General features: G+C 59.3%; 16 protein-coding genes. 5 read left to right on the top strand and 11 right to left on the bottom strand.

Features of this window, described 5'->3' with window-relative positions; all coding sequences use genetic code 11:
• Positions 1–136 precede the first annotated feature (136 nt).
• On the top strand, positions 137–1,756 hold the full coding sequence (pckA, locus tag BLU64_RS14790) for a phosphoenolpyruvate carboxykinase (ATP) (protein ID WP_074729238.1): 1,620 nt from the start codon (positions 137–139) through the stop codon (positions 1,754–1,756).
• A 297-nt stretch (positions 1,757–2,053) separates the two neighbouring features.
• On the opposite strand, the gene envZ is transcribed toward pckA, so the two are convergent.
• Both envZ and ompR read right to left on the bottom strand, forming a co-directional pair.
• Positions 2,054–3,427: a two-component system sensor histidine kinase EnvZ gene (gene envZ / locus BLU64_RS14785; protein ID WP_074729236.1), complete on the bottom strand. Its 1,374-nt coding sequence runs from the start codon at positions 3,425–3,427 to the stop codon at positions 2,054–2,056.
• Complete coding sequence (gene ompR, locus BLU64_RS14780; RefSeq protein WP_026744242.1) at positions 3,424–4,143, bottom strand: osmolarity response regulator transcription factor OmpR; 720 nt, start codon at positions 4,141–4,143, stop codon at positions 3,424–3,426. The genes envZ and ompR overlap by 4 nt, the downstream gene beginning before the upstream one ends.
• Positions 4,144–4,392: 249 nt before the next feature.
• On the opposite strand from ompR, the gene greB reads away from it, so the two are divergent.
• From greB to poxB, 3 genes are all read left to right on the top strand, one after another.
• Positions 4,393–4,875 carry a transcription elongation factor GreB gene (greB, locus tag BLU64_RS14775; protein WP_074729235.1) on the top strand — a complete coding sequence of 161 codons (483 nt, stop codon included), beginning with the start codon at positions 4,393–4,395 and terminating at the stop codon, positions 4,873–4,875.
• A 358-nt stretch (positions 4,876–5,233) separates the two neighbouring features.
• The gene (gene olsF, locus BLU64_RS14770) at positions 5,234–6,976 is read left to right on the top strand and encodes a bifunctional ornithine lipid synthase OlsF (RefSeq protein ID WP_051625604.1); all 1,743 of its coding nucleotides are present in this window, start codon (positions 5,234–5,236) and stop codon (positions 6,974–6,976) included.
• A gap of 211 nt (positions 6,977–7,187) precedes the next feature.
• Complete coding sequence (gene poxB / locus BLU64_RS14765; RefSeq protein WP_074729233.1) at positions 7,188–8,909, top strand: ubiquinone-dependent pyruvate dehydrogenase; 1,722 nt, start codon at positions 7,188–7,190, stop codon at positions 8,907–8,909.
• Positions 8,910–8,930: 21 nt separating this feature from the next.
• Here the strand turns inward: poxB and BLU64_RS14760 are convergent, their stop codons facing one another.
• Positions 8,931–10,214: a citrate synthase gene (locus BLU64_RS14760; protein ID WP_074729231.1), complete on the bottom strand. Its 1,284-nt coding sequence runs from the start codon at positions 10,212–10,214 to the stop codon at positions 8,931–8,933.
• Between the two features lie 269 nt (positions 10,215–10,483).
• Between BLU64_RS14760 and BLU64_RS14755 the strand changes: the two genes are divergently transcribed.
• Positions 10,484–12,802, top strand: coding sequence for a Tex family protein (locus BLU64_RS14755; protein WP_074729229.1), 2,319 nt, complete (start codon positions 10,484–10,486; stop codon positions 12,800–12,802).
• A 46-nt stretch (positions 12,803–12,848) separates the two neighbouring features.
• On the opposite strand, the gene BLU64_RS14750 is transcribed toward BLU64_RS14755, so the two are convergent.
• From BLU64_RS14750 to BLU64_RS14715, 8 genes are all read right to left on the bottom strand, one after another.
• Positions 12,849–13,688, bottom strand: coding sequence for an ABC transporter permease (locus tag BLU64_RS14750; protein WP_026744247.1), 840 nt, complete (start codon positions 13,686–13,688; stop codon positions 12,849–12,851).
• Complete coding sequence (locus BLU64_RS14745; RefSeq protein WP_074729227.1) at positions 13,688–14,683, bottom strand: ABC transporter permease; 996 nt, start codon at positions 14,681–14,683, stop codon at positions 13,688–13,690. Before BLU64_RS14745 ends, BLU64_RS14750 begins: the two co-directional genes overlap by 1 nt.
• A gap of 25 nt (positions 14,684–14,708) precedes the next feature.
• On the bottom strand, positions 14,709–16,409 hold the full coding sequence (locus tag BLU64_RS14740; RefSeq protein WP_074729225.1) for an ABC transporter substrate-binding protein: 1,701 nt from the start codon (positions 16,407–16,409) through the stop codon (positions 14,709–14,711).
• A 111-nt stretch (positions 16,410–16,520) separates the two neighbouring features.
• Entirely contained in the window at positions 16,521–18,209 is a 1,689-nt protein-coding gene (locus tag BLU64_RS14735; RefSeq protein WP_026744250.1) for an ABC transporter ATP-binding protein, read from the bottom strand.
• 483 nt (positions 18,210–18,692) lie between these two features.
• Positions 18,693–19,925 (bottom strand): ABC transporter permease, encoded by a 1,233-nt coding sequence (locus BLU64_RS14730; RefSeq protein WP_074729224.1) that lies wholly within the window; start codon positions 19,923–19,925, stop codon positions 18,693–18,695.
• The gene (locus BLU64_RS14725) at positions 19,922–20,608 is read right to left on the bottom strand and encodes an ABC transporter ATP-binding protein (protein WP_074729222.1); all 687 of its coding nucleotides are present in this window, start codon (positions 20,606–20,608) and stop codon (positions 19,922–19,924) included. The genes BLU64_RS14730 and BLU64_RS14725 overlap by 4 nt, the downstream gene beginning before the upstream one ends.
• Positions 20,609–20,620: 12 nt before the next feature.
• On the bottom strand, positions 20,621–21,085 hold the full coding sequence (locus tag BLU64_RS14720; protein WP_139171517.1) for a hypothetical protein: 465 nt from the start codon (positions 21,083–21,085) through the stop codon (positions 20,621–20,623).
• A 6-nt stretch (positions 21,086–21,091) separates the two neighbouring features.
• Complete coding sequence (locus BLU64_RS14715) at positions 21,092–22,843, bottom strand: alkaline phosphatase (RefSeq protein ID WP_074729218.1); 1,752 nt, start codon at positions 22,841–22,843, stop codon at positions 21,092–21,094.
• Between the last annotated feature and the right edge of the window lie 142 nt (positions 22,844–22,985).

Below are 22,985 nucleotides of genomic sequence, written 5' to 3'. Positions count from 1 at the left end.
TTTATTACTTTTGCGTCACAAGATTAAGCAAAGTTATTAAAGAATTTATTTAATTTTATGATAGTTCTCGTAGTTAAAATAAGCTCTGGCCCTACACTAAGAGGCAGTTGGACAATACCCATTGAGGAGTAGCCACATGGAGATTAACGGCCAGATGTCACGGGCGCTTTCCGCTTACGGCATTCACGACATCCGCGAACTCGTCTATAACCCGAGCTACGATTTACTGTTTAAAGAAGAAACATCTCCTACATTAGAAGGCTACGAACGCGGCGTCGAAACCGAGCTGGGTGCTGTCGCCGTCAACACCGGTATTTTCACCGGCCGCTCCCCTAAAGATAAATATATCGTCCGTGATGACGTGACGCGCGATACCGTCTGGTGGTCCGATCAAGGCACTGGCAAGAATGACAACCATCCCCTCAGCCAGGACGTCTGGCTACAGTTGAAACAGCGAGTCGGCGAGCAGCTCTCCGGGAAACGCCTCTTTGTCGTTGATGCCTACTGCGGCGCCAACCCCGACAGCCGGCTGAAAGTCCGTTTCATTACCGAAGTCGCCTGGCAGGCGCATTTCGTGAAAAACATGTTTATCCGTCCCAGCGACGACGAACTGCGCGATTTTGTCCCAGACTTCACCGTGCTGAACGGCGCGAAGTGCACCAATCCTAACTGGCGGGAACAAGGACTCAATTCAGAGAACTTCGTTGCTTTTAACCTTACCGAAGGCATCCAGCTGATCGGCGGAACGTGGTACGGCGGCGAGATGAAGAAAGGGCTGTTCGCCATGATGAACTACCTGCTGCCGCTAAAAGGCATCGCCTCCATGCACTGCTCCGCCAACGTCGGCGAAGCGGGCGACGTCGCAGTCTTCTTCGGCCTTTCCGGCACGGGTAAAACCACCCTGTCCACCGATCCAAACCGCCAGTTGATTGGCGATGACGAACACGGCTGGGACGACGACGGCGTCTTTAACTTCGAAGGCGGCTGTTACGCCAAAACCATTAGGCTCTCCAAGGAAGCCGAGCCGGATATCTACGGCGCCATCAAGCGTGACGCGCTGCTGGAAAACGTGACCGTGCGCGCGGACGGCAGCATCGACTTCGACGACGGTTCGAAAACCGAAAACACCCGGGTTTCTTATCCGATCGATCACATTCCAAATATCGTCAAACCGGTTTCCAAAGCGGGCCATGCCACCAAGGTCATTTTCCTGACCGCCGACGCGTTCGGCGTGCTCCCGCCCGTATCTCGCCTGACGTCCGATCAGACGCAGTATCACTTCCTGTCCGGCTTCACCGCCAAACTGGCCGGGACTGAGCGCGGCATTACCGAGCCAACCCCAACATTCTCCGCCTGCTTCGGCGCCGCCTTCCTCACGCTGCATCCCACACAGTATGCCGAAGTGCTGGTGAAAAGGATGCAGGCCTCCGGCGCACAGGCCTACCTGGTAAATACCGGTTGGAACGGCACCGGCAAACGCATTTCTATCAAGGACACGCGGGGCATTATCGCCGCCATCCTGAATGGCAGCATTGAGGAGGCGGAAACGAAAACGCTGCCTATCTTCAATCTGTCTGTCCCGACCGCGTTGGCCGGCGTGGACCCATCGATTCTGGATCCGCGCGATACCTATGAGAGCGCCGCACAGTGGCAAGCGAATGCCGAAGATCTGGCTCAACGCTTTATCGCCAACTTCGACAAATACACCGATACCCCGGCAGGAGCTGCGCTGGTCGCCGCCGGTCCGAAGATCTGATCCGTCATCAGCGACTCCACAACGAATGCCTGCAACCGCAGGCATTTTTTTCCAAGGAACAGAACGAAGATCGACGTCATCCAATTCAATGAGCGTTGAATATCAGGGAGAATGGCAGGGGAGCTGCGGGAACGAAGTGGCGCAGAAATGACGCTCGCTATCTCTGCGTACACAACCCTCCAGTACAAAGCCCATCTCGAAATGAGCAGATTAACCGGAAAGCGAATTTAACGACGAGCAAAACGCAGAGGTATCGCCGGTAGGGAAACCGGCAATAGAGATAAAAGCGCATTATCTTTAGGCCCCGGGGAGATTATCCGCCGTGTCGACCGGTTCGAGGACCGTTCTGCTGTAGGTCATCGGCAGATAGACCCTAACCAGCAGTCCCCCTCGTTCGCTACTGCCCACTTCCAGTGAGCCGTGATGCGCGTCAATGATGCGCTGCACAATAGCCAGCCCCAGGCCGGTGCCGCTGGTACTACGGGCGCTGTCGCCGCGGACAAACGGCTGGAACAGATGTTTGAGGTTCTCGGGAGCAATGCCTTCTCCATCATCCTCCACCTGGAACCAGGCGCGCTGGAGTTCGCTGCCGCTGCTGACGCGGATCCAGCCATTGCCGTAACGGGTGGCGTTGACCACCAGATTCAGCGCCGCGCGTTTGATGGAAAGCGGACTGGCATTGACTAACAGTTCCCCCTCCCAAAACTCGCTGTCGATTTGACGTTCATAACCGCTTTCCGAAGCGACGACCTCACCCAGAATACTATTGAGGTCGGCGATCTCCATCTGCATCTCCTGACCGGTACGCAGATAGTCGATGAACTGTTCGATGATGGCGTTGCACTCTTCGATGTCTTTATTGATCGACTCCGCCAGATACTCATCCTCTTTATCCATCATCTCCGTCGCCAGACGAATACGCGTCAGCGGCGTGCGCAAATCATGGCTGACGCCCGCCATCAGCAGGGTGCGATCGTCCGCCAGGAGCTTGACCCCTGCCGCCATCTGGTTGAAGGCGCGCGTCACCGATCGGACCTCAGACGCGCCATACTCCCGCAGCGGCGGCGGAATAATACCTTTCCCGACCTGTAACGCTGCGTGCTCCAGCTCCACCAACGGTCGGTTTTGCACCCGGATAAACAACCAGGCGCCGCCAATCACCAGCAGCATAATCGCCAGGGTATAACGGAAGAGCGGCGAGAAATCGCCCTGATGAATTTCGGTCAGCGGCACGCGTACCCAGATGTCGGGAGACAGCCAGGTTTTCAGCCATACCACCGGGGTATTTTTACTGACTTCGACCCGCACTTCCGTCGGACCGCCCAGCTGCTGCGCCATCTGCTGGCTCAGAAACTGGTAATGCTGCGCCCAGCGCAACCCGCTCTCTTCCGCTGCGGCATTGGTGTACAGCGAAATGCCCAGCTCCCGGTAAATTTCACGCCGAAAGGCCGGCGGCACTTCCAGCGTAGAACCGTCTTCCAGCTGCAGCTTATCGGTCATCAGCATTCTGACCTCATAGGCCAGCACCTTGTTGAACTGCTGCAAACTCGGCAGGATGGCGAAGTTCAGCACGACAAGATAGGTGGTCACCAGGCTGACGAACAGCAGGGTGACGATCAGCAACAGCGTACGGGCGAAGGAGCTGCGCGGAGAGAAGCGCCAGCGTCTCATGCCTTACTGCCGTCCGGGACGAAGACGTAGCCCAGACCCCAGACGGTCTGAATATAACGTGGGTGCGCCGGATCTTCCTCGACCATGCGGCGCAGGCGGGAAATCTGTACGTCGATGGAACGCTCCATCGCGCTGTATTCGCGACCACGGGCCAGATTCATCAGCTTATCGCGAGACAAAGGCTCACGCGGATGGCTGACCAGCGCCTTCAATACGGCGAACTCACCGCTGGTGAGCGGCATCGGCTCGTCGTCGCGGAACATCTCACGCGTCCCCAGGTTCAGCTTGAATTTGCCGAAAGCGACAATCGCTTCTTCCTGAGACGGCGCGCCCGGCAGTTCGTTCGCCTGACGGCGCAGCACCGCACGGATACGGGCCAGCAGTTCACGCGGGTTGAACGGTTTTGGAATATAGTCGTCCGCGCCGATTTCCAGTCCGACGATGCGATCGACTTCTTCCCCTTTCGCGGTCACCATGATGATCGGCATCGGGTTGCTCTGGCTGCGCAGGCGACGGCAAATAGACAGGCCGTCTTCGCCCGGTAGCATCAGGTCCAGTACCATCAGATGAAAGGACTCGCGCGTCAGCAGACGATCCATCTGTTCCGCGTTGGCGACGCTACGTACCTGAAATCCTTGTTCGGTCAGGTAACGCTCTAATAGCGCACGCAGACGCATATCGTCATCAACGACCAGAATTTTGTAGTTCTCTTGCATTTTATTCTCCAAAGACGGGATGAACGCCTATGTTGATATTGTTCAAAACTTGTTAAACACTGGACAATCTTTTCTGGTTTATATTCTAATCATAATTGTTACAAACCATATAAAAATACGTTGTAATCAAACATTTCCTTTGTCCATATTCGAAGATAATGACATATAGACAACATGAATTCCGTTATCGTTGACAGACGTGCCGTCGTGACACCGAGATTTAATAACATAGATTTTTAACCGAGACGTATGAAAACCGATCTTATTACCCGAGAAGGATATGAGTCCCTGCATCAGGAGCTCAACTACCTGTGGAAAGAGCGCCGACCTGAAATCACAGAAAAAGTCGCCTGGGCCGCCAGTCTGGGCGACCGCAGCGAAAATGCCGACTACCAGTACAACAAACGCCTGCTGCGTGAGATCGACCGGCGCGTCCGCTACCTGCGCAAACGCCTGCAGGTAGTGCGAGTGGTGGATTACTCGCCGCAGCAGGACGGCAAAGTCTTTTTCGGCGCGTGGGTAGAGGTTGAAAACGAAGACGGGGACGTGAAGCTGTTTCGCATTGTCGGCCCGGACGAAATATACGGCCGCAAGGACTATATCTCGATCGACGCGCCGATGGCTCGGGCACTGCTGAAAAAAAGCGTCGATGAAGAGGCGGAGGTGCCGACGCCGACCGGGAGAAAAACCTGGTACATCAATAAAATCGCCTACGGTACAACAGCTCCATAGCGTCGCTATCATTCATCCGCCGCCCACATTCACAGGCCAGGCGGATGCGTAAAAATACCGCGACATCACAACAACAAAGCGCCTAAAGCCTTTATTTCCGGCGGCGCTTTTCACGTCAGGAAATAACCTCGTTCGCACGTAAAATCGTTATTTTCCAGAGTTATCAACGCGCTATTTTTACGCTTACGATGAAATGAAACGCGCAATATCGCGTCGCTTAACAGCCATTATTGTTGCGGCGATGAAAGTACGCCAAATGCGCCGCAGAAAAAGCGAAATTACCGACTTAATCTAATCTGAAATATATGTGTCATTTTTATCACTTACCGTGATTCTTGGTGATCATGGAGATCCGAATATGTTCAGCTTAGACACCTTATTGCAGGATCTGGCTCCGCATAGACACACGCCAACCTGGCAACGCACGGTATTACGAACGCTGTTATTCGAGCAGGAAATGCAGCAGTTCGCCCAACGAAATCCCCACCTACGGGGGCTCGATCTGGTGGAGGAAATACTGGACTATTTCGACCTCAACTGCGAAATGGTGGAAGGCGATTTGGAAAACATTCCCAGCCACGGTCCGGTGGTTCTGGTGGCGAATCATCCCATCGGATCACTGGATGGACTCGCCCTGCTGCGGCACGTCGCCAGCGTCAGGCCGGATGTCCGTATCGTTGCCAGCCAGCTGCTTTCCTACATCGAACCGCTGAAATCGCTGTTCTTCTCCGTCGACAACTTCAGCAACCGCACCAACCGACAGCAAATCGCCAACATTCAAAATCATCTCCATCAGGATGGCGCCGTCATTTTGTTCCCCGCGGGAGAAGTCTCGCGCATTAGCCTGCATGGGATCCGCGACGGCCACTGGCACAGCGGGTTTATCCGCATGGCGGCCAAAGCGCGGGCGCCGATTGTTCCGATCCACATCAAGGGCCGCAACAGCGGACTGTTTTACCTTTCCTCCCTGATTTATCGCCCATTATCCACGCTACTGCTGGTGAGAGAGATGTTTCATCAGCGCGGCAATAAATTAAACCTGCGCATTGGCCCGCAAATCCCTTACGCGACCTGGAGTCAGGGAGAGTGGCAGGCCAACGATATGGCGGCCCGCTTCCGCCGCCATGTTTACCGGTTAGGTCAGGGCAAGCCGGGCTGCTTCGCCGGGGAGAAACCTATTGCGCTGTCGGAGGATCGGTCGCGACTGAAACAGGCGCTGACCGACTGCGACGTGCTGGGCACCACTCCGGACGGTAAAACGATTTATCTCTATCAGCGTAAAGACGAAGACTACTCGCCGATTCTGCGGGAACTGGGCCGCCTGCGGGAAATCGCCTTTCGCGCCGTCGGCGAAGGCTGCGGGCTGCGACGCGATCTAGATCACTTCGACGACCACTATCTGCATCTGGTGCTGTGGGACGAAGAGAAGCTGGATATCGTAGGGGCCTACCGTTTCACCCCCACCGCCCATCAGGACCCGCATCAGCTGTATAGCCACAGCCTGTTTCAGTATGGCGGCGAGATGGGGACAATACTCGCCAACGGTATCGAGCTGGGTCGCAGCTTCATTCAACCCAAGTACTGGGGCAAGCGAGGACTGGAATATTTGTGGCTGGGCATCGGCGCCTATGTGGCGCGCTTTCCGCAGTACCGTTATCTGTTCGGCCCGGTGTCACTGTCCGGTACGCTGCCCATCACCGCCCGGGACCTGCTGGTGGCGTTCTATCGGCTGTATTTCCCGCCACGTCAGCCGCTGGCGCGGTCGCGGCGTCCTTACCCCGCATCGTTGCCGGATGTGCTGAAGCAGTTCCAGGGCAACGATTATCAGCAAGACCTCACGCGCCTAAAGAGTATGCTTAACAACCTCGGTTGCGCGATCCCCACGCTTTACAAACAGTATTCCGAGCTGTGTGAAACCGGTGGCGTGCAGTTCATTGACTTCGGCATCGACCCGGACTTCAACAACTGCATCGACGGACTGGTGCTGGTGGACTTACAGCAGCTCAAACCCTCGCGTTATCAGCGCTACATCGCGCCGTTCGCTGCGGAATCCGCGCCTGCATATGCGCCACAAGGCGATAAAGCCGACACCCCCGACTAACCGCGACAAACAGAGGATGCGGAGAGGCTATTCTCCTTCCCGTTCCTCAGGCGCATCCCGCTGCATCCCCAGATGTCCGGCTGACAATCCCAACATCAGTTCACACTTTTCACCGTCTCGGCAAGCCCGTGCGGCAGGTTATTCAACTACGCTTGTCTGAATATACTTCGCCATCGAAGAGATGCCACATCGTCGTAAGGAGCGAAAGCGTATGAAGCAAACCGTTGCCGATTTCGTTGCCAAAACGCTGGAAAGCGCCGGAGTGAAACGCATTTGGGGAGTCACGGGCGATTCTCTGAACGGGCTGAGCGACAGCCTGAACCGCATGGGCACCCTTGCTTGGATGCCGACCCGTCACGAAGAGGTCGCCGCCTTCGCGGCAGGCGCCGAAGCACAGTTGACCGGAGAACTGGCCGTCTGCGCCGGATCCTGCGGGCCAGGCAACCTTCATCTGATTAACGGATTATTCGACTGCCATCGAAACCATGTTCCGGTTCTCGCCATCGCGGCGCACATTCCGTCCAGCGAGATCGGCAGCAACTATTTTCAGGAAACCCACCCGCAGGAACTGTTCCGCGAATGCAGCCACTACTGCGAACTGATTTCCAACCCTGAACAGCTTCCGCAGGTGCTGGCGATCGCCATGCGTAAAGCGATCCACAATCGTGGCGTTTCGGTCATCGTACTGCCCGGCGACGTCGCGCTGAAGCCTGCCCCGGAAGGCGCGTCGACGGACTGGTATCCGATCCCGGCGCCGCGCGTACTGCCGGTGGACAGCGAGTTGCACAAACTGGCGGAGCTGCTGAACGCCGCTAAAAACATCACTCTGATGTGCGGCAACGGCTGCGCGGACGCGCATGATGACGTCGTGCAACTGGCGGCCACGCTACAGGCGCCGGTCGTTCACGCGCTACGGGGCAAAGAGAACATCGAATACGACAACCCCTTCAGCGTCGGGATGACCGGACTCATCGGCTTTTCTTCCGGCTACCACGCGATGATGAATGCCGAGATGGTATTGCTGCTGGGCACGCAGTTTCCCTACCGCGCGTTCTATCCGACGAACGCCAAGATTATCCAGATCGACATCAACCCCGGTAGTATCGGCTCCCACTGCCACGTGGACATGGCGCTGCTGGGCGACGTCAAATCTACCCTGACGGCGCTGCTCCCATTACTGGATCAGCAGGACGACCGCCACTTCCTTGATGAGGCGTTGAAGCATTATGCGGACGCGCGCAAGGGGCTGGACGAGCTGGCGGAACCGAACGACAAACAGGAGATTCATCCCCAGTATCTCGCCCGACAGATCAGCCACTATGCCAGCGAGGACGCCATCTTTACCTGCGACGTCGGCACGCCGACCGTCTGGGCCGCACGTTACCTGAAAATGAACGGCAAACGCCGTCTCATCGGCTCCTTCAGCCACGGCTCCATGGCCAGCGCGATGCCTCAGGCGCTGGGCGCGCAGTCGGTCGATCCTAACCGGCAGGTCGTGTCGTTCAGCGGCGATGGGGGCTTTACCATGCTGATGGGCGATTTTCTGTCCGTCGCCCAGCTCAAACTGCCGGTAAAAATCGTGGTGTTTAATAACAGCGCGCTGGGATTTGTGGCGATGGAGATGAAAGCGGGCGGCTTCCTGACGGACGGCACCGAACTGCACAATCCCAACTTCGCGGAGATCGCCAATGCCTGCGGCGTTAAGGGACTCCGCGTGGAGAAAGCCTCCGAGCTGGACGCCGCGCTGGAAGAGGCTTTCTCCCACGACGGCCCGGTGCTGCTGGATGTCGTCACCGCCACGGACGAACTGGTGATGCCGCCGGAAATCAAACTGGGACAGGCCAAGGGCTTCAGTCTGTACATGCTGCGGGCCATCATCAGCGGGCGCGGCGACGAAGTGATTGAGCTGGCGAAAACCAACTGGCTGCGCTAGCCGCCCGCCATCGCAACACGGTCAGTCGTTTAATGCGGACCGAAAGTCCCGCAGCGGCTGGCCGTTGTACACCTGACGGGGACGATACAGAGTCAGTCCCCGCTCGTGCATCTCTTTCCAATGGGCAATCCAACCGCTGGTGCGCCCCACGGCGGCAATGACCGGGAACATCGCGGGCGGCAGGCCCATCGCCTTAAGAATCACCGCCGTGTAGAAGTCGGCGCTGGGGTACAGCCGATGCTCAAGGAAATAAGCGTCGGTCAGCGCCACATGCTCCAGCTCCATCGCCACCTGTAGCAGGTCGTCGGCCATGCCCAGTTCGTTGAGCACCTCGTAACAGGTTTTACGCAGGATCGCCGCGCGGGGGTCAACGTGGTGGTACACCGAATTGCCGAATCCCATCAGATGCATCGCACTGCCGCCCTCTTTCGCCCGACGCACGAACTCCGGAACGCGATCCACCGTTTTGATTTCGCCCAGCATGCGCATACAGGCTTCGTTCGCGCCGCCGTGTCGCGGTCCCCACATCGACGCCAGGCCCGCCGCAATACAGGCGAACGGGTTGGCGCCGGATGACCCGGCGGCCCGAACCGCCATCGTCGACGGACACTGCCCATGGTCGGCGTGCAGGATCAAGATTCGGTTCATCGCCCGCTCCAGCACCGGATTCACCTCATACTTTTCCGCCGGAATAGAGAACAGCATGTGCATGAAATTCGCGGTGTAAGAGAGCGTATTGCGCGGGTAAACCGCCGGTTGCTCAATGGAGAATTTGTAGCTCATGGCGGCCAGCGTCGGCATCTTCGACAGCAGCCGCACCGCCGCCAGCTCTCTGTCCTCCGGCTGCTCCACATTCAGCACATCGTGATAAAACGCGGCCAGCGCCCCAACGACGGCGCACATCAGCGCCATAGGATGAGAATCCCGACGAAAACCGCTGCACATCCGGCTGATCTGCTCGTGGATCAACGTATGGCGGGTAATCGTCTCTGAAAATGTGTCGTACTCCTTCCGTGTGGGCGCTTCGCCGTGCAGCAGGATGAAGCAGACCTCAAGGAAATCGCACTGTTCCGCCAGCTGTTCGACGGGAAAGCCGCGATGCAGCAGCACGCTGTCGACAGGGTCGATATAGGTAATGGCGGACTCGCAGCCCGCCGTGTTGGCGAAGCCGGGATCGAAACTGCACAGATTGCGCTCGCCTAAGGGACGGACATCCACCGCCTCTCCCCCCATCACGCCGCGGCGAATCTCCAGCTCAATGTGTTCCTGCCCGCCCACCGTCAGCGTGGATGTTTTTACTGTCATGCCTCAATCTCCCGACCGAATGAACGCACTTACCCCGTCGTACTGGCGTAGGCGGTCTAAAATCACCATGGCATCGCTGCCCCGTGTTCATTTAATACGCTAATTCCGCGTTACGTCACAACAATCTGGCGTAATTTTGATGCAGATAAACTTTCGCCGCAGCCCGCTTGCGCACCGCGTCTGCGCCGGCTGGCATTTTTCGCCGTCAATCCGTATAACTATCGCAAGCTTTTACACCCCCTTAATTGAAGACGAGTGATATTAACCTCATGAATGCCTCATTAAGCCATATCATCGCCCAGGAGCTGAACGCCCGCACCGAGCAGGTCAGCGCCGCGGTTCAACTTCTGGACGAGGGAAACACCGTCCCTTTCATCGCCCGTTACCGTAAAGAAGTGACCGGCGGGCTGGATGATACGCAGCTGCGTCAGCTGGAAACCCGGCTGGGTTACCTGCGCGAGCTGGAAGATCGTCGCCGGACTATTCTGAAATCCATCGACGAGCAGGGAAAACTGACCGACGATTTGGCGCAGTCCATTCGCACCACGCTCAGCAAAACCGAGCTGGAAGATCTCTACCTGCCGTATAAACCCAAACGCCGCACGCGCGGCCAGATTGCTATCGAAGCGGGCCTGGAGCCGCTGGCGGACAGCCTGTGGAACGACCCGTCCCAGACGCCGGAAAACACCGCCGAAGCCTATGTTGACGCCGATAAAGGCGTCGCCGATGTCAAAGCGGCTCTGGACGGCGCGCGCTACATTCTGATGGAGCGGTTCTCCGAGGATGCGGCCCTGCTGGCGAAGGTGCGCGACTATCTGTGGAAAAACGCGCATCTGGTCTCCCGCGTGGCGGAGGGCAAAGAGGTGGAAGGGGCGAAGTTCCGCGACTACTTCGACCACCACGAGCCTATCGCGCAGGTGCCCTCCCATCGTGCGCTGGCGATGTTTCGCGGCCGCAACGAAGGCATTCTGCAACTGGCGCTGAACGCCGATCCGCAGTTCGACGAGCCGCCGCGTGAAAGCTACTGCGAGCAGATCATCGTCGACCACCTGGGCCTGCGCCTGAACAACGCCCCCGCCGACGGCTGGCGTCGCGCGGTCGTCAACTGGACCTGGCGCATCAAGGTGCTGATGCATCTGGAAACCGAGCTGATGAGCAGCGTACGTGAAAAGGCCGAGGACGAAGCCATCAACGTCTTCGCCCGCAACCTGCACGACCTGCTGATGGCCGCGCCTGCCGGGATGCGCGCCACGATGGGGCTGGACCCCGGCCTGCGCACCGGCGTTAAAGTCGCGGTCGTAGACGCCACCGGCAAGCTGGTGGCGACCGACACGATCTACCCGCACACGGGTCAGGCCGCCAAAGCGGCCGCCAGCGTTGCCGCGCTGTGCATGAAGCACCAGGTGGAACTGGTCGCCATCGGCAACGGCACCGCCTCGCGCGAAACCGAACGCTTCTTCCTCGACACTCAGAAACAGTTCCCCGCAATCAACGCCCAGAAGGTGATCGTCAGCGAAGCGGGGGCCTCGGTGTACTCCGCGTCCGAGCTGGCCGCGCTGGAGTTCCCTAATCTGGATGTTTCGCTGCGCGGCGCGGTATCTATCGCCCGCCGACTGCAAGACCCGCTATCCGAGCTGGTGAAGATTGAGCCGAAATCCATCGGCGTCGGCCAGTACCAGCACGACGTCAGCCAGACGCTGCTGGCTAAAAAGCTGGATGCGGTGGTGGAAGACTGCGTGAACGCCGTCGGGGTGGATCTGAACACCGCGTCCGTGCCGCTATTGACCCGCGTCGCGGGCCTGACCCGCATGATGGCGCAGAATATCGTCAACTGGCGCGATGAGAACGGGCGCTTCCTTAACCGCGCGCAGCTATTGAAAGTCAGCCGTCTCGGCCCCAAAGCGTTCGAACAGTGCGCCGGCTTCCTGCGCATCAACCACGGCGACAACCCGCTGGATGCCTCGACGGTTCACCCGGAAGCCTACCCGGTGGTAGAACGCATTCTGGCCGTCACCGAGCAGAAGCTGCAGGACCTGATGGGCGACGCCAATGCGCTGCGTTCACTGAAAGTCAGCGAATTTACCGACGAACGGTTCGGGATCCCGACGGTGACCGACATCATCAAAGAGCTGGAAAAACCGGGACGCGACCCGCGCCCTGAGTTCAAAACCGCCAGCTTCGCCGAAGGCGTGGAAACGATGAACGACCTGCTGCCGGGCATGATTCTGGAAGGGGCCGTCACCAACGTCACCAACTTCGGCGCCTTCGTGGATATCGGCGTCCATCAGGACGGGCTGGTGCATATCTCCTCGCTGGCGAACCGCTATGTGGAAGATCCGCACACGGTGGTCAAGGCGGGCGATATCGTTAAGGTGAAGGTGCTGGAAGTGGATTTGCAGCGTAAACGTATCGCGCTGACGATGCGCCTGGATGAGCAACCGGGTGAAACCGGCGCTCGCCGAGGCAGTCAGGATACAGCCCAGCCGCGCAGACAGGCCGCCAACAAACCGCGTCCGCGTGCGGGCGGGACAGCGGCCGGCAACAGCGCGATGAGCGACGCGCTGGCGGCGGCGTTCAAAAAACGCTAACGCCTTACCTACAAGAGGGAGCGCGCGACAGGCGCTCCCTCTGCGTTCAGAGCACCGGCAGCACGTTGCGCTTACGACGCAAACGCGGGTTCAGCGCGGTGTGCAGCGCATCACTCAGTAGATTCAGCGCCATCACGGTCAGCATAATCATCACGCCGGGGATCGCCGTCATATACCATCCGGTCCTCAGCGCATCCCGTCCCGTCCCGATCATCGCCCCCCAGCTCACGACATTGGGATCGCCCAACCCGAGAAAGGACAGCCCCGCCTCAGAGAGAATGGCATTGGCGATCAGCAGCGCTGTGGAAACCACCACCGGCGTCCAGGCGTTCGGCAGGATTTCACGGAAGATCAGGTGCAGATCGCTCGCGCCGAGCGAAATGCTGGCGCTCACGAACTCCCGCTCGCGCAGCGCCAAAAACTCCGCACGCACCAGTCGGGCAACGCTGGTCCAGGAGGTGATGCCCAGCGCAAAAATGAGGGTGGGGAGGGAGGGTTGCAGCACCGCCACCAGAATAATGGCGAGCAGAAACGCCGGGATGGTCTGAAACAGCGTGGTCACGCTGGTCAGTACGCTATCGATGCGCCCCCGATAGAAGCCGGACAAGACGCCGACGGCAATACCGATCAGCAGCTCCATTGCGGTTGATGCGACGCCAACCAACAGCGACACGCGCGCGCCGTGAAACACGCCCGCCAGAATATCCCGCCCCATCAGATCGGTTCCCAATGGAAACTGCGCATCCTGACCCGGCCACAGATAGGGCATGCCGACCATATTCAGCGGATCGTCGGGAAAGAGCCGGGATGCCAGACACGCCATCGCCGCTACGCCCAGCAGGATCGTCAGCCCTATCAGCGCGGAAGGTTGTAATAACCAGCGCATCATATTTCTCCTTTCTCTCTTCGGGCCACCGCGCGCCGCCGGCGCGGGTCCAACCCGGCATGCACGATATCCACCAGAAGATTGGACAACACGACCAGTACGCTGCTGAACAGCAATACGCCCAGCAGCACCGGGATATCCCGGCTACGGATGGCATCAAACGACAGCTGTCCCAGTCCCGGCCACGCGAAGACCGTTTCCACCACGATGGAACCGCCCAACAGGGCGCTGCTTTGAAGGCCCAGCATCGTGATCACCGGGAGCACGGCATGACGCAGCGCATGACCGAAAATCACACGGCCTTCGCGTGCGCCCTTCGCCCGCGCGGTGCGGATAAAATCCTCCGAAAGCGTTTCAATCATGGAAGCCCGCGACAGCCGCGCATACACGGCCATGTAGTAAATCGCCAGCGTTAGCACCGGCAGCACCAGATGCGTCGCCACGTCCCACAGCTGTCGCCAGCCGTGGTAACCCGCACCGATAGCCTGCCAACCGCTGGCCGGCAGCCACCCCAATTTGACGGCAAACAGGACGATCAGCATCAGCGCTACCCAGAACATCGGCGCCGAATAGCCCAACGTGGAGAGAACCGAAATCGCCGAGTCCGCGATGCCGTGGGGACGACGCGCCGACGCCACCCCCAGCAGCACGCCGCCCACGGCCGACAGCAATAAAGCCGTGCCTACCAGCAACAGGGTGGCGGGTAATCGGTCCACAATCAGGCCCATGACCGGCTCGCCGAAACGGAACGAAAAACCCAAATCGCCCTGCAACAGCTGTCCGAGATAAGCCAATAGCTGAGCCAGTACCGAACGGTCCAATCCGTACAGTGCGCGCAGGTGCTGAATCAGCTCCGGCGAGGCGTTCCCGCTCTCGCTGGCGATGACATCCACCAGATCGCCGGGCAGCAGCTTGAGGAGAAAAAAGTTCAGCGTGGCGATGCAAACCACGATGCCCGCCAGCTGCAACAGCCGGAAAAAAAGATGTTTCGTCATAAGTGCGTCCGCCCGCCGTACGGCGTTATTTTTTGTCGAGCCATACCTGAGCGAAATTGTTCTGGCTGTGATTGAAGGTGTCCGTCACGTTGCGCAAATTTCTGGCCCAAATGCCGAACCACTTGAATTCGAACAGGTTAATCTGTGGAAGATCGCGCTGCACCACGCGCTGTAACTCATCATAAAGCGCCCGACGCTTCACTGGATCCACCTCAATCTGCGCGGCTTCGATCAGCCTGTCCGCCTCGGGGCTGGCGTAACCGGAGGCATTTGTCCAGGGCGTGCCCTTGCTCTCCGCCTTCGACCAGTAAAGCTGCTCCACGCCCAGCTGCGGGTCGGTCCAGTTGACGCCCCAGGAGCTGGCCAACTGATAGTCGTAATCCTTGAAGACGTTTTTGCTCCAGGTCGCCAGATCGAGCGCCCGCAAGGTCACATCGATGCCGATGGCCCGCAGGGCCTGACGGACGAACTCCCCGGTACGGCGGTAGTCGTCGCCGAAAGGGATGAAGTCGTGATTCAGCGTGAAGCGCCAGCCGTCCGCCTTCTTCGGGAAACCGGCTTCGTCCAGCAGCGCCTGCGCCTTTCTGGGATCGAACGGATACTGCGGCGTGTCGGCGGTATAGAACGTGCTCAGCTGTGAGGAAACGGGACCGGTCGCCGGTTTAGCGTAGCCGCCCCATACCACTTTAACCAGCAGATCTTTATTCACCGCATGTGCGATCGCCTGACGGACTTTCAGGTTGCCCAGAATCGGGTCGCGCAGGTTGGGCAGCAGCCAGAACGAGGTCGCAAACCCGTTATAACCCGCCGTATCCAGCGTCAGATTCGGCTGTTTCGACAGGCGGTCGGCGTCCGCAAAGGTGACGGGATTACGTTCGCCGTACTGGATCGCGCCGGTTTCAAACGCGGTCGCGCGGCCCGAGACGTCAGGGATGATTTTGAATATCAGCTTGTCGAGGAAAGGTCTGTCGGGCTGCCAGTATTTATCGAAACGTTCGAGCGCGATATGACTGCCGCGCTGCCACTCCTTGAACACAAACGGCCCGGTGCCCACGGGCTTGTTGTTGTAGGGGTTGTTGGGGATGTCCGTGCCTTCATACAGGTGTTTCGGCAACACCGGCGTCGCCACGACGTCCAGCGCGTTGAGCACCACCGGCGTCGGCTTGGACAACGTCAGCACGACGGTATGCGCGTCGGGCGCTTCGGTTCGCGCCAGGTACTGGAAAACGCGGCGGGCATAGGGTGAATACTGCAACCAGACGTTGTCGGCGGAAAACTTCACGTCCGCCGAACTGAACGGCTGACCATCGTGCCAAAACACGTTTTTACGCAGGTAAAGCGTCACCGTCAGCCCGTCGTCCGAGACGGCCACTTTCTCCGCCAACTGCGGACGCGGCGTCAGGTCCGGCGCATAGTCGAACAGGCCGTCGAAGATTTTGCTGACGACGGTGCGGCCCGGCGTGGAGGTATTGATAAAGAAAGCCAGCGTCGGCGGTTCCGGATGCACCACCGCTTCCAGCGTTCCCCCGCGAACGGCGCCGGTCACGGTATTCGGCAAGCTACCGACCTCGGCCTGACCTGCGAGCGGCCACGCCCCCCCAAATACCCCGGAAGCCATGATCGCGCCGGAGATACCGAGAAATCGGCGGCGATTAATTTCATAGTCGACCATCGCCTCCAGGGCGCGGTCGGTGGAACGCGGCGCGTCCGAACTCTGTTTTGGCATCGTCTGTTTCCCCTCGATGAATAAGTCAGACTTTCCTAAAGCCGCCTGGGCCAAGGTAAGGCTGTTCTCTGTATTGTTGTTATCAAGCGCGGACGGCGGACTGTCGCCGGCTCAGGCTTGTATTACTGTCGCTTCAGCCCGACTGGCCTGCCGCCCCGGCACCGCGTCCAACAGCGCGCGGGTGTACGGATGACGCGGATGCCGCCAGAGGCTTTGCGGGTCGCCCTCTTCCACGATCCGACCGCCATTCATGACCATAATGCGGTCGGCGATGTAACGGACGACGGAAAGGTCGTGAGAGATAAATAAATAGGTCAGTCCTAGCTCGGCTTTCAGATCCACCAGCAGATTAATAATCTGCGCCTGCACGGACACATCCAGTGCCGAAACCGGCTCATCGCAAATCAGCAGTCGCGGGCGCAGCACCAATGCTCGTGCAATGCCGATGCGCTGGCGCTGACCGCCTGAAAATTCGTGCGGGTAGCGATCGCGCGCCGAGCGCGCCAGCCCGACATCATCGAGGATGCGCACGATTCGCCGCTCGCGCTCTTGTTTGTCCTTAACGCCGTGGATCGCCAGCGCATAACCGAGAATGTCATCGATACGCTGACGCGGATTGAGGGAGCTGAAGGGATCCTGAAAAATCATCTGCATCTGCTGGCGCCAGGGCAACAGCTGTCGACGCGATAACGACAGCAAATTCTGACCGTCAAATGCGATCCGGCCCTGCTGAACCGGCTGTAACTGCATGATCGCGCGCGACAGCGTGGACTTTCCGCAGCCGGACTCGCCCACCAACCCCAGCGTTTCGCCGGGTCGAAGGGTGAGCGAAACCTCGTTCACCGCCGCGACGCGCCCCCGCTCCGTGTCATAGGCGACCGTCAAGTCCGTGACCGATAGCAGCGGCGCCTGCGCGGGTGTCGCCGTGGTAAAACGCTCGGGATCGACCGGCGGCTGCGAGAGCGAGAATCCGTTGGTCGCGCTGTAATGAATTTCCGCCAGCCGGGTTTCGCGGTAATGCAGGCCGGGGTGGGTATGCAGAGACGCCTGCAACAGCCCTTGGGTATATGTGTGCTGCGGATGATGGAGTACGTCGCCGACCGGGCCTGCTTCCAGCTTGCGGCCGTGATGCATCACCGCGACCCGGTCAGCCCACTGGGCGACCACGCCCAAATCGTGCGTAATCAGCAGCACCGCCATGTTCAGCTCACGCCGCAGTTCGTCGATCAGAGAGAGGATCTGCGCCTGAATCGTGGCATCCAGCGCCGTGGTCGGTTCATCGGCAATCAGCAGACGCGGTTCGCAGGCGATCGCCATGGCGATCATGACGCGCTGACGCTGGCCGCCGGAAAGGTGGTGCGGGTAATCGTGGAAACGGCGCTGAGGTTCCGGGATTTTCACCCGCGCCAGCAGCTCGATCGCGCGCTGGCGGGCCTGTTCCCGGCTGAGCGGTTGGTGCAGCGTCAGGGCTTCCGCCACCTGTTGTCCAATCGAGAGCACCGGGTTCAGGGACGTCATCGGCTCCTGGAAAATCATGGAGACCACGTTGCCGCGCCGCGCGGCGAGCTGACGTTCGCTGAGTGATAACAGCTCGTCATCGTCCAGCCGAATCGACCCGCGAACCTGCGCCTGCTTAGGCAACAGCCGCAGCACGCTTAGCGCCGTGGTGGACTTACCGCAACCGGACTCGCCCACCAGCGCCAGCGTTTCGCCCGCCGCTATTTGCAGGTCGAGATTATCCACCGCCACATGACCGGGAAAACGAATGTTCAGTCCCCGTATATCCAATAACGCCGTCATCCAAATACCTTCAATCAACCCACCCGGTGGAAAGCCGTCGCCCGTCAGGAGACCGGCGCCTAGCTAGCGACGTTTGGCGCAGCTGCACCAAACATGACCCGCTAATGTAAGCGCCGCCCGAATGATTCCCTATGACGTTTTTTTTATTACTTATAGCCACTCATTATTTAGTGATTGAATGATTATCCGGGCCGGAGAGGATGCGCTAAGCACTGCGTTAACCATTCGACGAGGGACAGAACGCGCCGCTGATACGAGAGACGACGAGATCCCGCGTCAATAGCCGCAGCGGGTGGAACGGCGCCAAGGAAACACGCCGGCAATCAGCAAGACGATCGAAGATGCGGCGACCGCCCATCGGGGGATGATGGCAGGTACAGCGCATGACCGGAAACGGTCGGAAATCAGGCCCTCCGCAATATAAAAAAACTCGCACGACATCATGCGTAGTGCGAGCTTAGTGAGCAGGGATTGAAAAGCGGCCTACGCCTCGCGCAACGCCTCCGCCGGAGAGCGTCGCCAGGACAACATCGCGGGAACGGTGAGGACCACCGCTGCGATCACCAACAGCAGCAGCGAGAACTGAATATCCTCCTCGCCGAGCGTGACCGGTAGCACGAAACCGCTTTTCTCGCTCATCACGACGGCAATCGCCTTCGCCGCCAGATAGCCCAGCCCGACGCCCGCCAGAATGCCCGCGCTCACCAGCAGCATCAGTCCGGACCAGACCAGCAGAAAAATGCCGGCACGCGGCGCGCCAAAGGCCCGTAGCGCGCCGATCTGCCTGCGACGCTGATGCAGATGCAGCACCGCGACCATCGCGACGGCAATGCCCACCAGCCCCTGCGTGCCCATCGCCACGTAGTCCAGCAACAGACGGATATCCCCCAAAATGCCGTAGAGCTTGACCAAAACCTCGCCGGGGAACACCGCCAGCGTGGCGTCCGTGCGGTACTGGGCGCGCAGCTGATAAGCCCCGGCAATGCTTTTCGGTTTCACCACGATAGCCGGCATGCCTGCGTGCGTTGCGGCGGGGTGAAGCTCCGCCTTTTCGCCGTCGTGATGATGTGTTTCTTCGTCGTCATGCTCATGTCCCGGCACCGCGATGCCATGCACGCGCCACACCGCCGTGACCGGCACCAGTATGGCGCGATCCCAGGCGCTGCCCTCTTCCGGCAGCACGCCGACGACGGTGTAGCGGACATTTTCGTGCGAGTGCGTCCCGCTTTCGCCGACGCGTCCGTGGATAGGACTGAACGTATCGCCGGGTTGCAAACCGGTATGCGCGCCGACGACGGCGTCGAAATCCTGTTCAAAGACTCGCCCGGCCTGCAACGCCCGCTTGCCGTTATCCGTCACCATCGCCGTCGTCGTCCCCACGACCGGCATGCCCTGATAGAAATCGCCGAACGCCACCGGCGCGGCCCACTCGACCAGCGGATGATGCGCCAACGTGTCCAGCACCGATACCGGGATCAGCGTCAGCGCCGACGGTTGCAGAAAGACCGATGACAGCACCAGCTGCGTTTCGCTGCCCGGCGCGCCAATCACCAGATCGAAACGGTCCGCCGCACGCGCACTCCCTTGCTGTAACGCCCGCTCTTGCAGATTTACCGCAATGCTCAGCGCCGTCGCCAGCGCGATCAGCAACATGACGACCAACATGCCGGGCCACAGCCTGCGCATATCGGCGCCTAATAACGTCCAAGGGATCATGTCGTCTGCTCCTGATTTTTTTCATCCAACACGATTCGTCCTTGTTCCAACCGGATGCAGCGCGCCATTCCGTCGGATAGTTGACGATCGTGCGTGACCGTAATCAGCGTCGTGTGCGTATCCCGCGCCAGCGCGATTAACAGCTCGGCGATCTGTTGGCCGTTATGGCGATCCAGACTGGCGGTCGGCTCATCAGCAACGATCATATCCGGCTCGCCCAGCAGCGCTCGCGCTACCGCGACCCGCTGTTTTTCACCGCGGGACAGCCGTTCCACCGTCCTTTTTCCCGTCTCCAGCCCCACCCGTTCCAGCAGTTCCGCCGCCCGCGTTTTCAGCGCGCGGGGCAGCCGCCAATGGTGAAAGCGCGCGGGCAGCAACACATTTTCCAGCGCCGACAGGCCGGGAAATAAATGAAAGTCCTGCATGATCAGACCGACGTGGCGAGCGCGCCAACGATCGCGACCGGCTTCACTCAGGGTTGACAGCTCTTGTTGATCCCATCGCACCGATCCGCTGGCCCGTCCGTCCAGCCCCGTCATCACATTGATCAGGGTGGTTTTGCCCGATCCGGACGGCCCGACGATCGCCACCCGCTCTCCCTCCGCAATATGGAGATGCGGAATGTCTAATACCGGCTCCGGCAGATCGGGAAATGTCACCTGCAATTGTGTCATCTGTATCATCGCAACCGGCTCCTATGGCGTTTTGAAGTGCGCGTCGCGCAGGCGTAGCAGGCTGACGAACCCGCTTTCCGGATCGGTCCACGATCCATATTCCAGCACGCCGTCCACCTCAATAATGGTGTTGTTCTGCACGAAGGTCTGCCGCTTGCCGAGATAGACCACCACGATGTCTTCCGGCCAGTCCGCATCCGACGAACAAAACGGGCACAGCGCCATCGGCATTTTGGTCAGGACGAAGAATTGCGCCTCCGCCTTCAACGGCGGCGCCATGAATCCCCGCATTTTCACGCGTTGCCCCGACAGCGTTTTTACGTCGTTGGAAAATTCGGCGCCCAGCACCCCGAACGAGGCGTACAGCGTGTCGAACGAGAGTTCAGGGACCGAGGCCGCCCGCACGGGCTGCATCACGCTCAGAGAGAAAATAAGCAGGCACAACGGGGCCATCAGCCCCGCTGCAACACGTATTAACCGCGGCATAACACGTCACTGCTTCACGGTGTTGCGGGCATCGATAGCGAGCGCATCGACGATCACCCGGAACAGCTGCGTGTTGTCCATATAGCCGCGGATGGCTTCTCCGCCGGGGCCGCTGGCCTGAATCACCATGTCGTCCACGGCGTGCACGCCGGTATCCACCGAACGCGGCAGAATGCCTTCGCGCAGCACGGCGCCGGGGACGGAGGCATAAGCCTTGTTGGCGACGTACTGATCTTTTTCATTTTTCACCGACGGGACGAATGTGCCATCCAGCTTTGGTCGGAAGGTTTCGTAATAGTCCGGGTAGTTGTTGAAGAAGACCGCCAGACGTTTGGAAACGTTGACGTCATCCGGGTAGCCGTCTTTATTGGCATCCCGATAGTTCGGGTAACCCGCGTCTTCATACACGCCGACCTTTTCGCGCATCTCCGCACCCGGCTTGTTATCGTCCACCGTACCGATGATGGAGATGCCGTGGGTGTGGTCGCCGGTCACGATGATCAGCGTGTCCGGATGCGTTTCCACGAACTTCTTCGCCACCGCCACAGACTGGTCAAGCATGATGGTGTTGTAGAACGCGCGTTCCCAGTCCAGCGGGTGAGAAGCCTTGTCGATCAACGCCGATTCCACCATCAGGAAGAAGCCGTCTTTATTTTTGGACAGCACATCCAGCGCTGCCTGCGTCATTTCCGTCAGATCCGGTTGGTTGGGAAATTTCTTGGCAACGTCGTTTTTCAGGAAGCGGCGGTCAAGCACGCCGTCCATGTTGCCGGTGTGAAACAGGCCCAGCAGTTTGGTGGCGGTCGCCGCGTTCTGTTTCAGCGTCTGCGCGTCCGTCGCCAGCGTATAGCCGGCCTGCTGGAATTTCTCGACGTAGTTGATATCGTCTTTGCGCTTCGAGCCAGGAATGCTTTTCGGCAGGAAATAGGCGGAGCCGCCGCCCAGCATCACGGTTGGCTGCACGTCGTAAAACATGGACGCGATTTCGGCCTTGTCGGCGCGGCGACGCGTGTGCGATACCACGGCGGCGGGCGTCGCATCCTCCAGCTCGGCATCGCTGACGATGCCGAGCGCCATATTGGTCGAACGGGTCACCAGCTCTCCCAACGTTTCCTGTTTAGGATGTTCGAGCGAGTTTTTACTGCGGCTGACGTATACGCCAATCGCATTGACGCCGGACTTATGGCCGGTCATGTAAGCGCTCATGGTGTTGGCGCTGTCCGCCGCGATAGAGTCGGTACTGGACGTGCCGGCGAACGCCATATATTGCAGGTCGTCGATCGCCAGTTTTCCGGCCGCTTTTCCTTCCGTGATCCCTTTGGACAGAATGCGCGCGCCGGTGCGGTGAGCCACCGACAAGCCGTCGCCAATAAACAGGATCACGTTTTTCGCCTTACGGGTCTCCGGAGCCGGATAAACTTCCCAGCTGACCCTGGCGGTCTTGCCTTTGGCCTGCGCCTCAACGTCATAACGGCCCGCCTGCGTCAGACCGACGTCGCGGACCCACACGGTGGATACGGGGGCGCCGTCTTCGCGTTCGACGAACGTGGCCTCTTTGCCCAGCACCTGCTGATAGTCGCGGCCGTTGATCTGAATGCGGATATCTTCCGGCTTCAGCACCTCATCGAACTCAACTTTGAAGTCGAATCGCCCACCCGCCGGCATAGTCGCGCGGTCAATGGGGTAAATAGCCTGTGCGTGGGAGAAACCGGGCAGAGATGACGCCATTAATAAGGGGAGAAGCCAACGGAGTTTCATTCTATTGATGTCCTTCGCAGTTAATCATGGTCCGGACATAAGCTAGTGATGATTTCTTACATTTTGATGAACCCCGTCACCGCTGGCATTACCTGGACAAAACCGGCACAGGGCGCTGCGCATTCGCGCAATAAGAGCGACG

Origin of the sequence: Lonsdalea quercina, from assembly GCF_900107885.1 — a bacterium.
GTDB classification, from domain to species: domain Bacteria; phylum Pseudomonadota; class Gammaproteobacteria; order Enterobacterales; family Enterobacteriaceae; genus Lonsdalea; species Lonsdalea quercina.
This window is presented reverse-complemented; position numbering and strand designations above follow the sequence as displayed.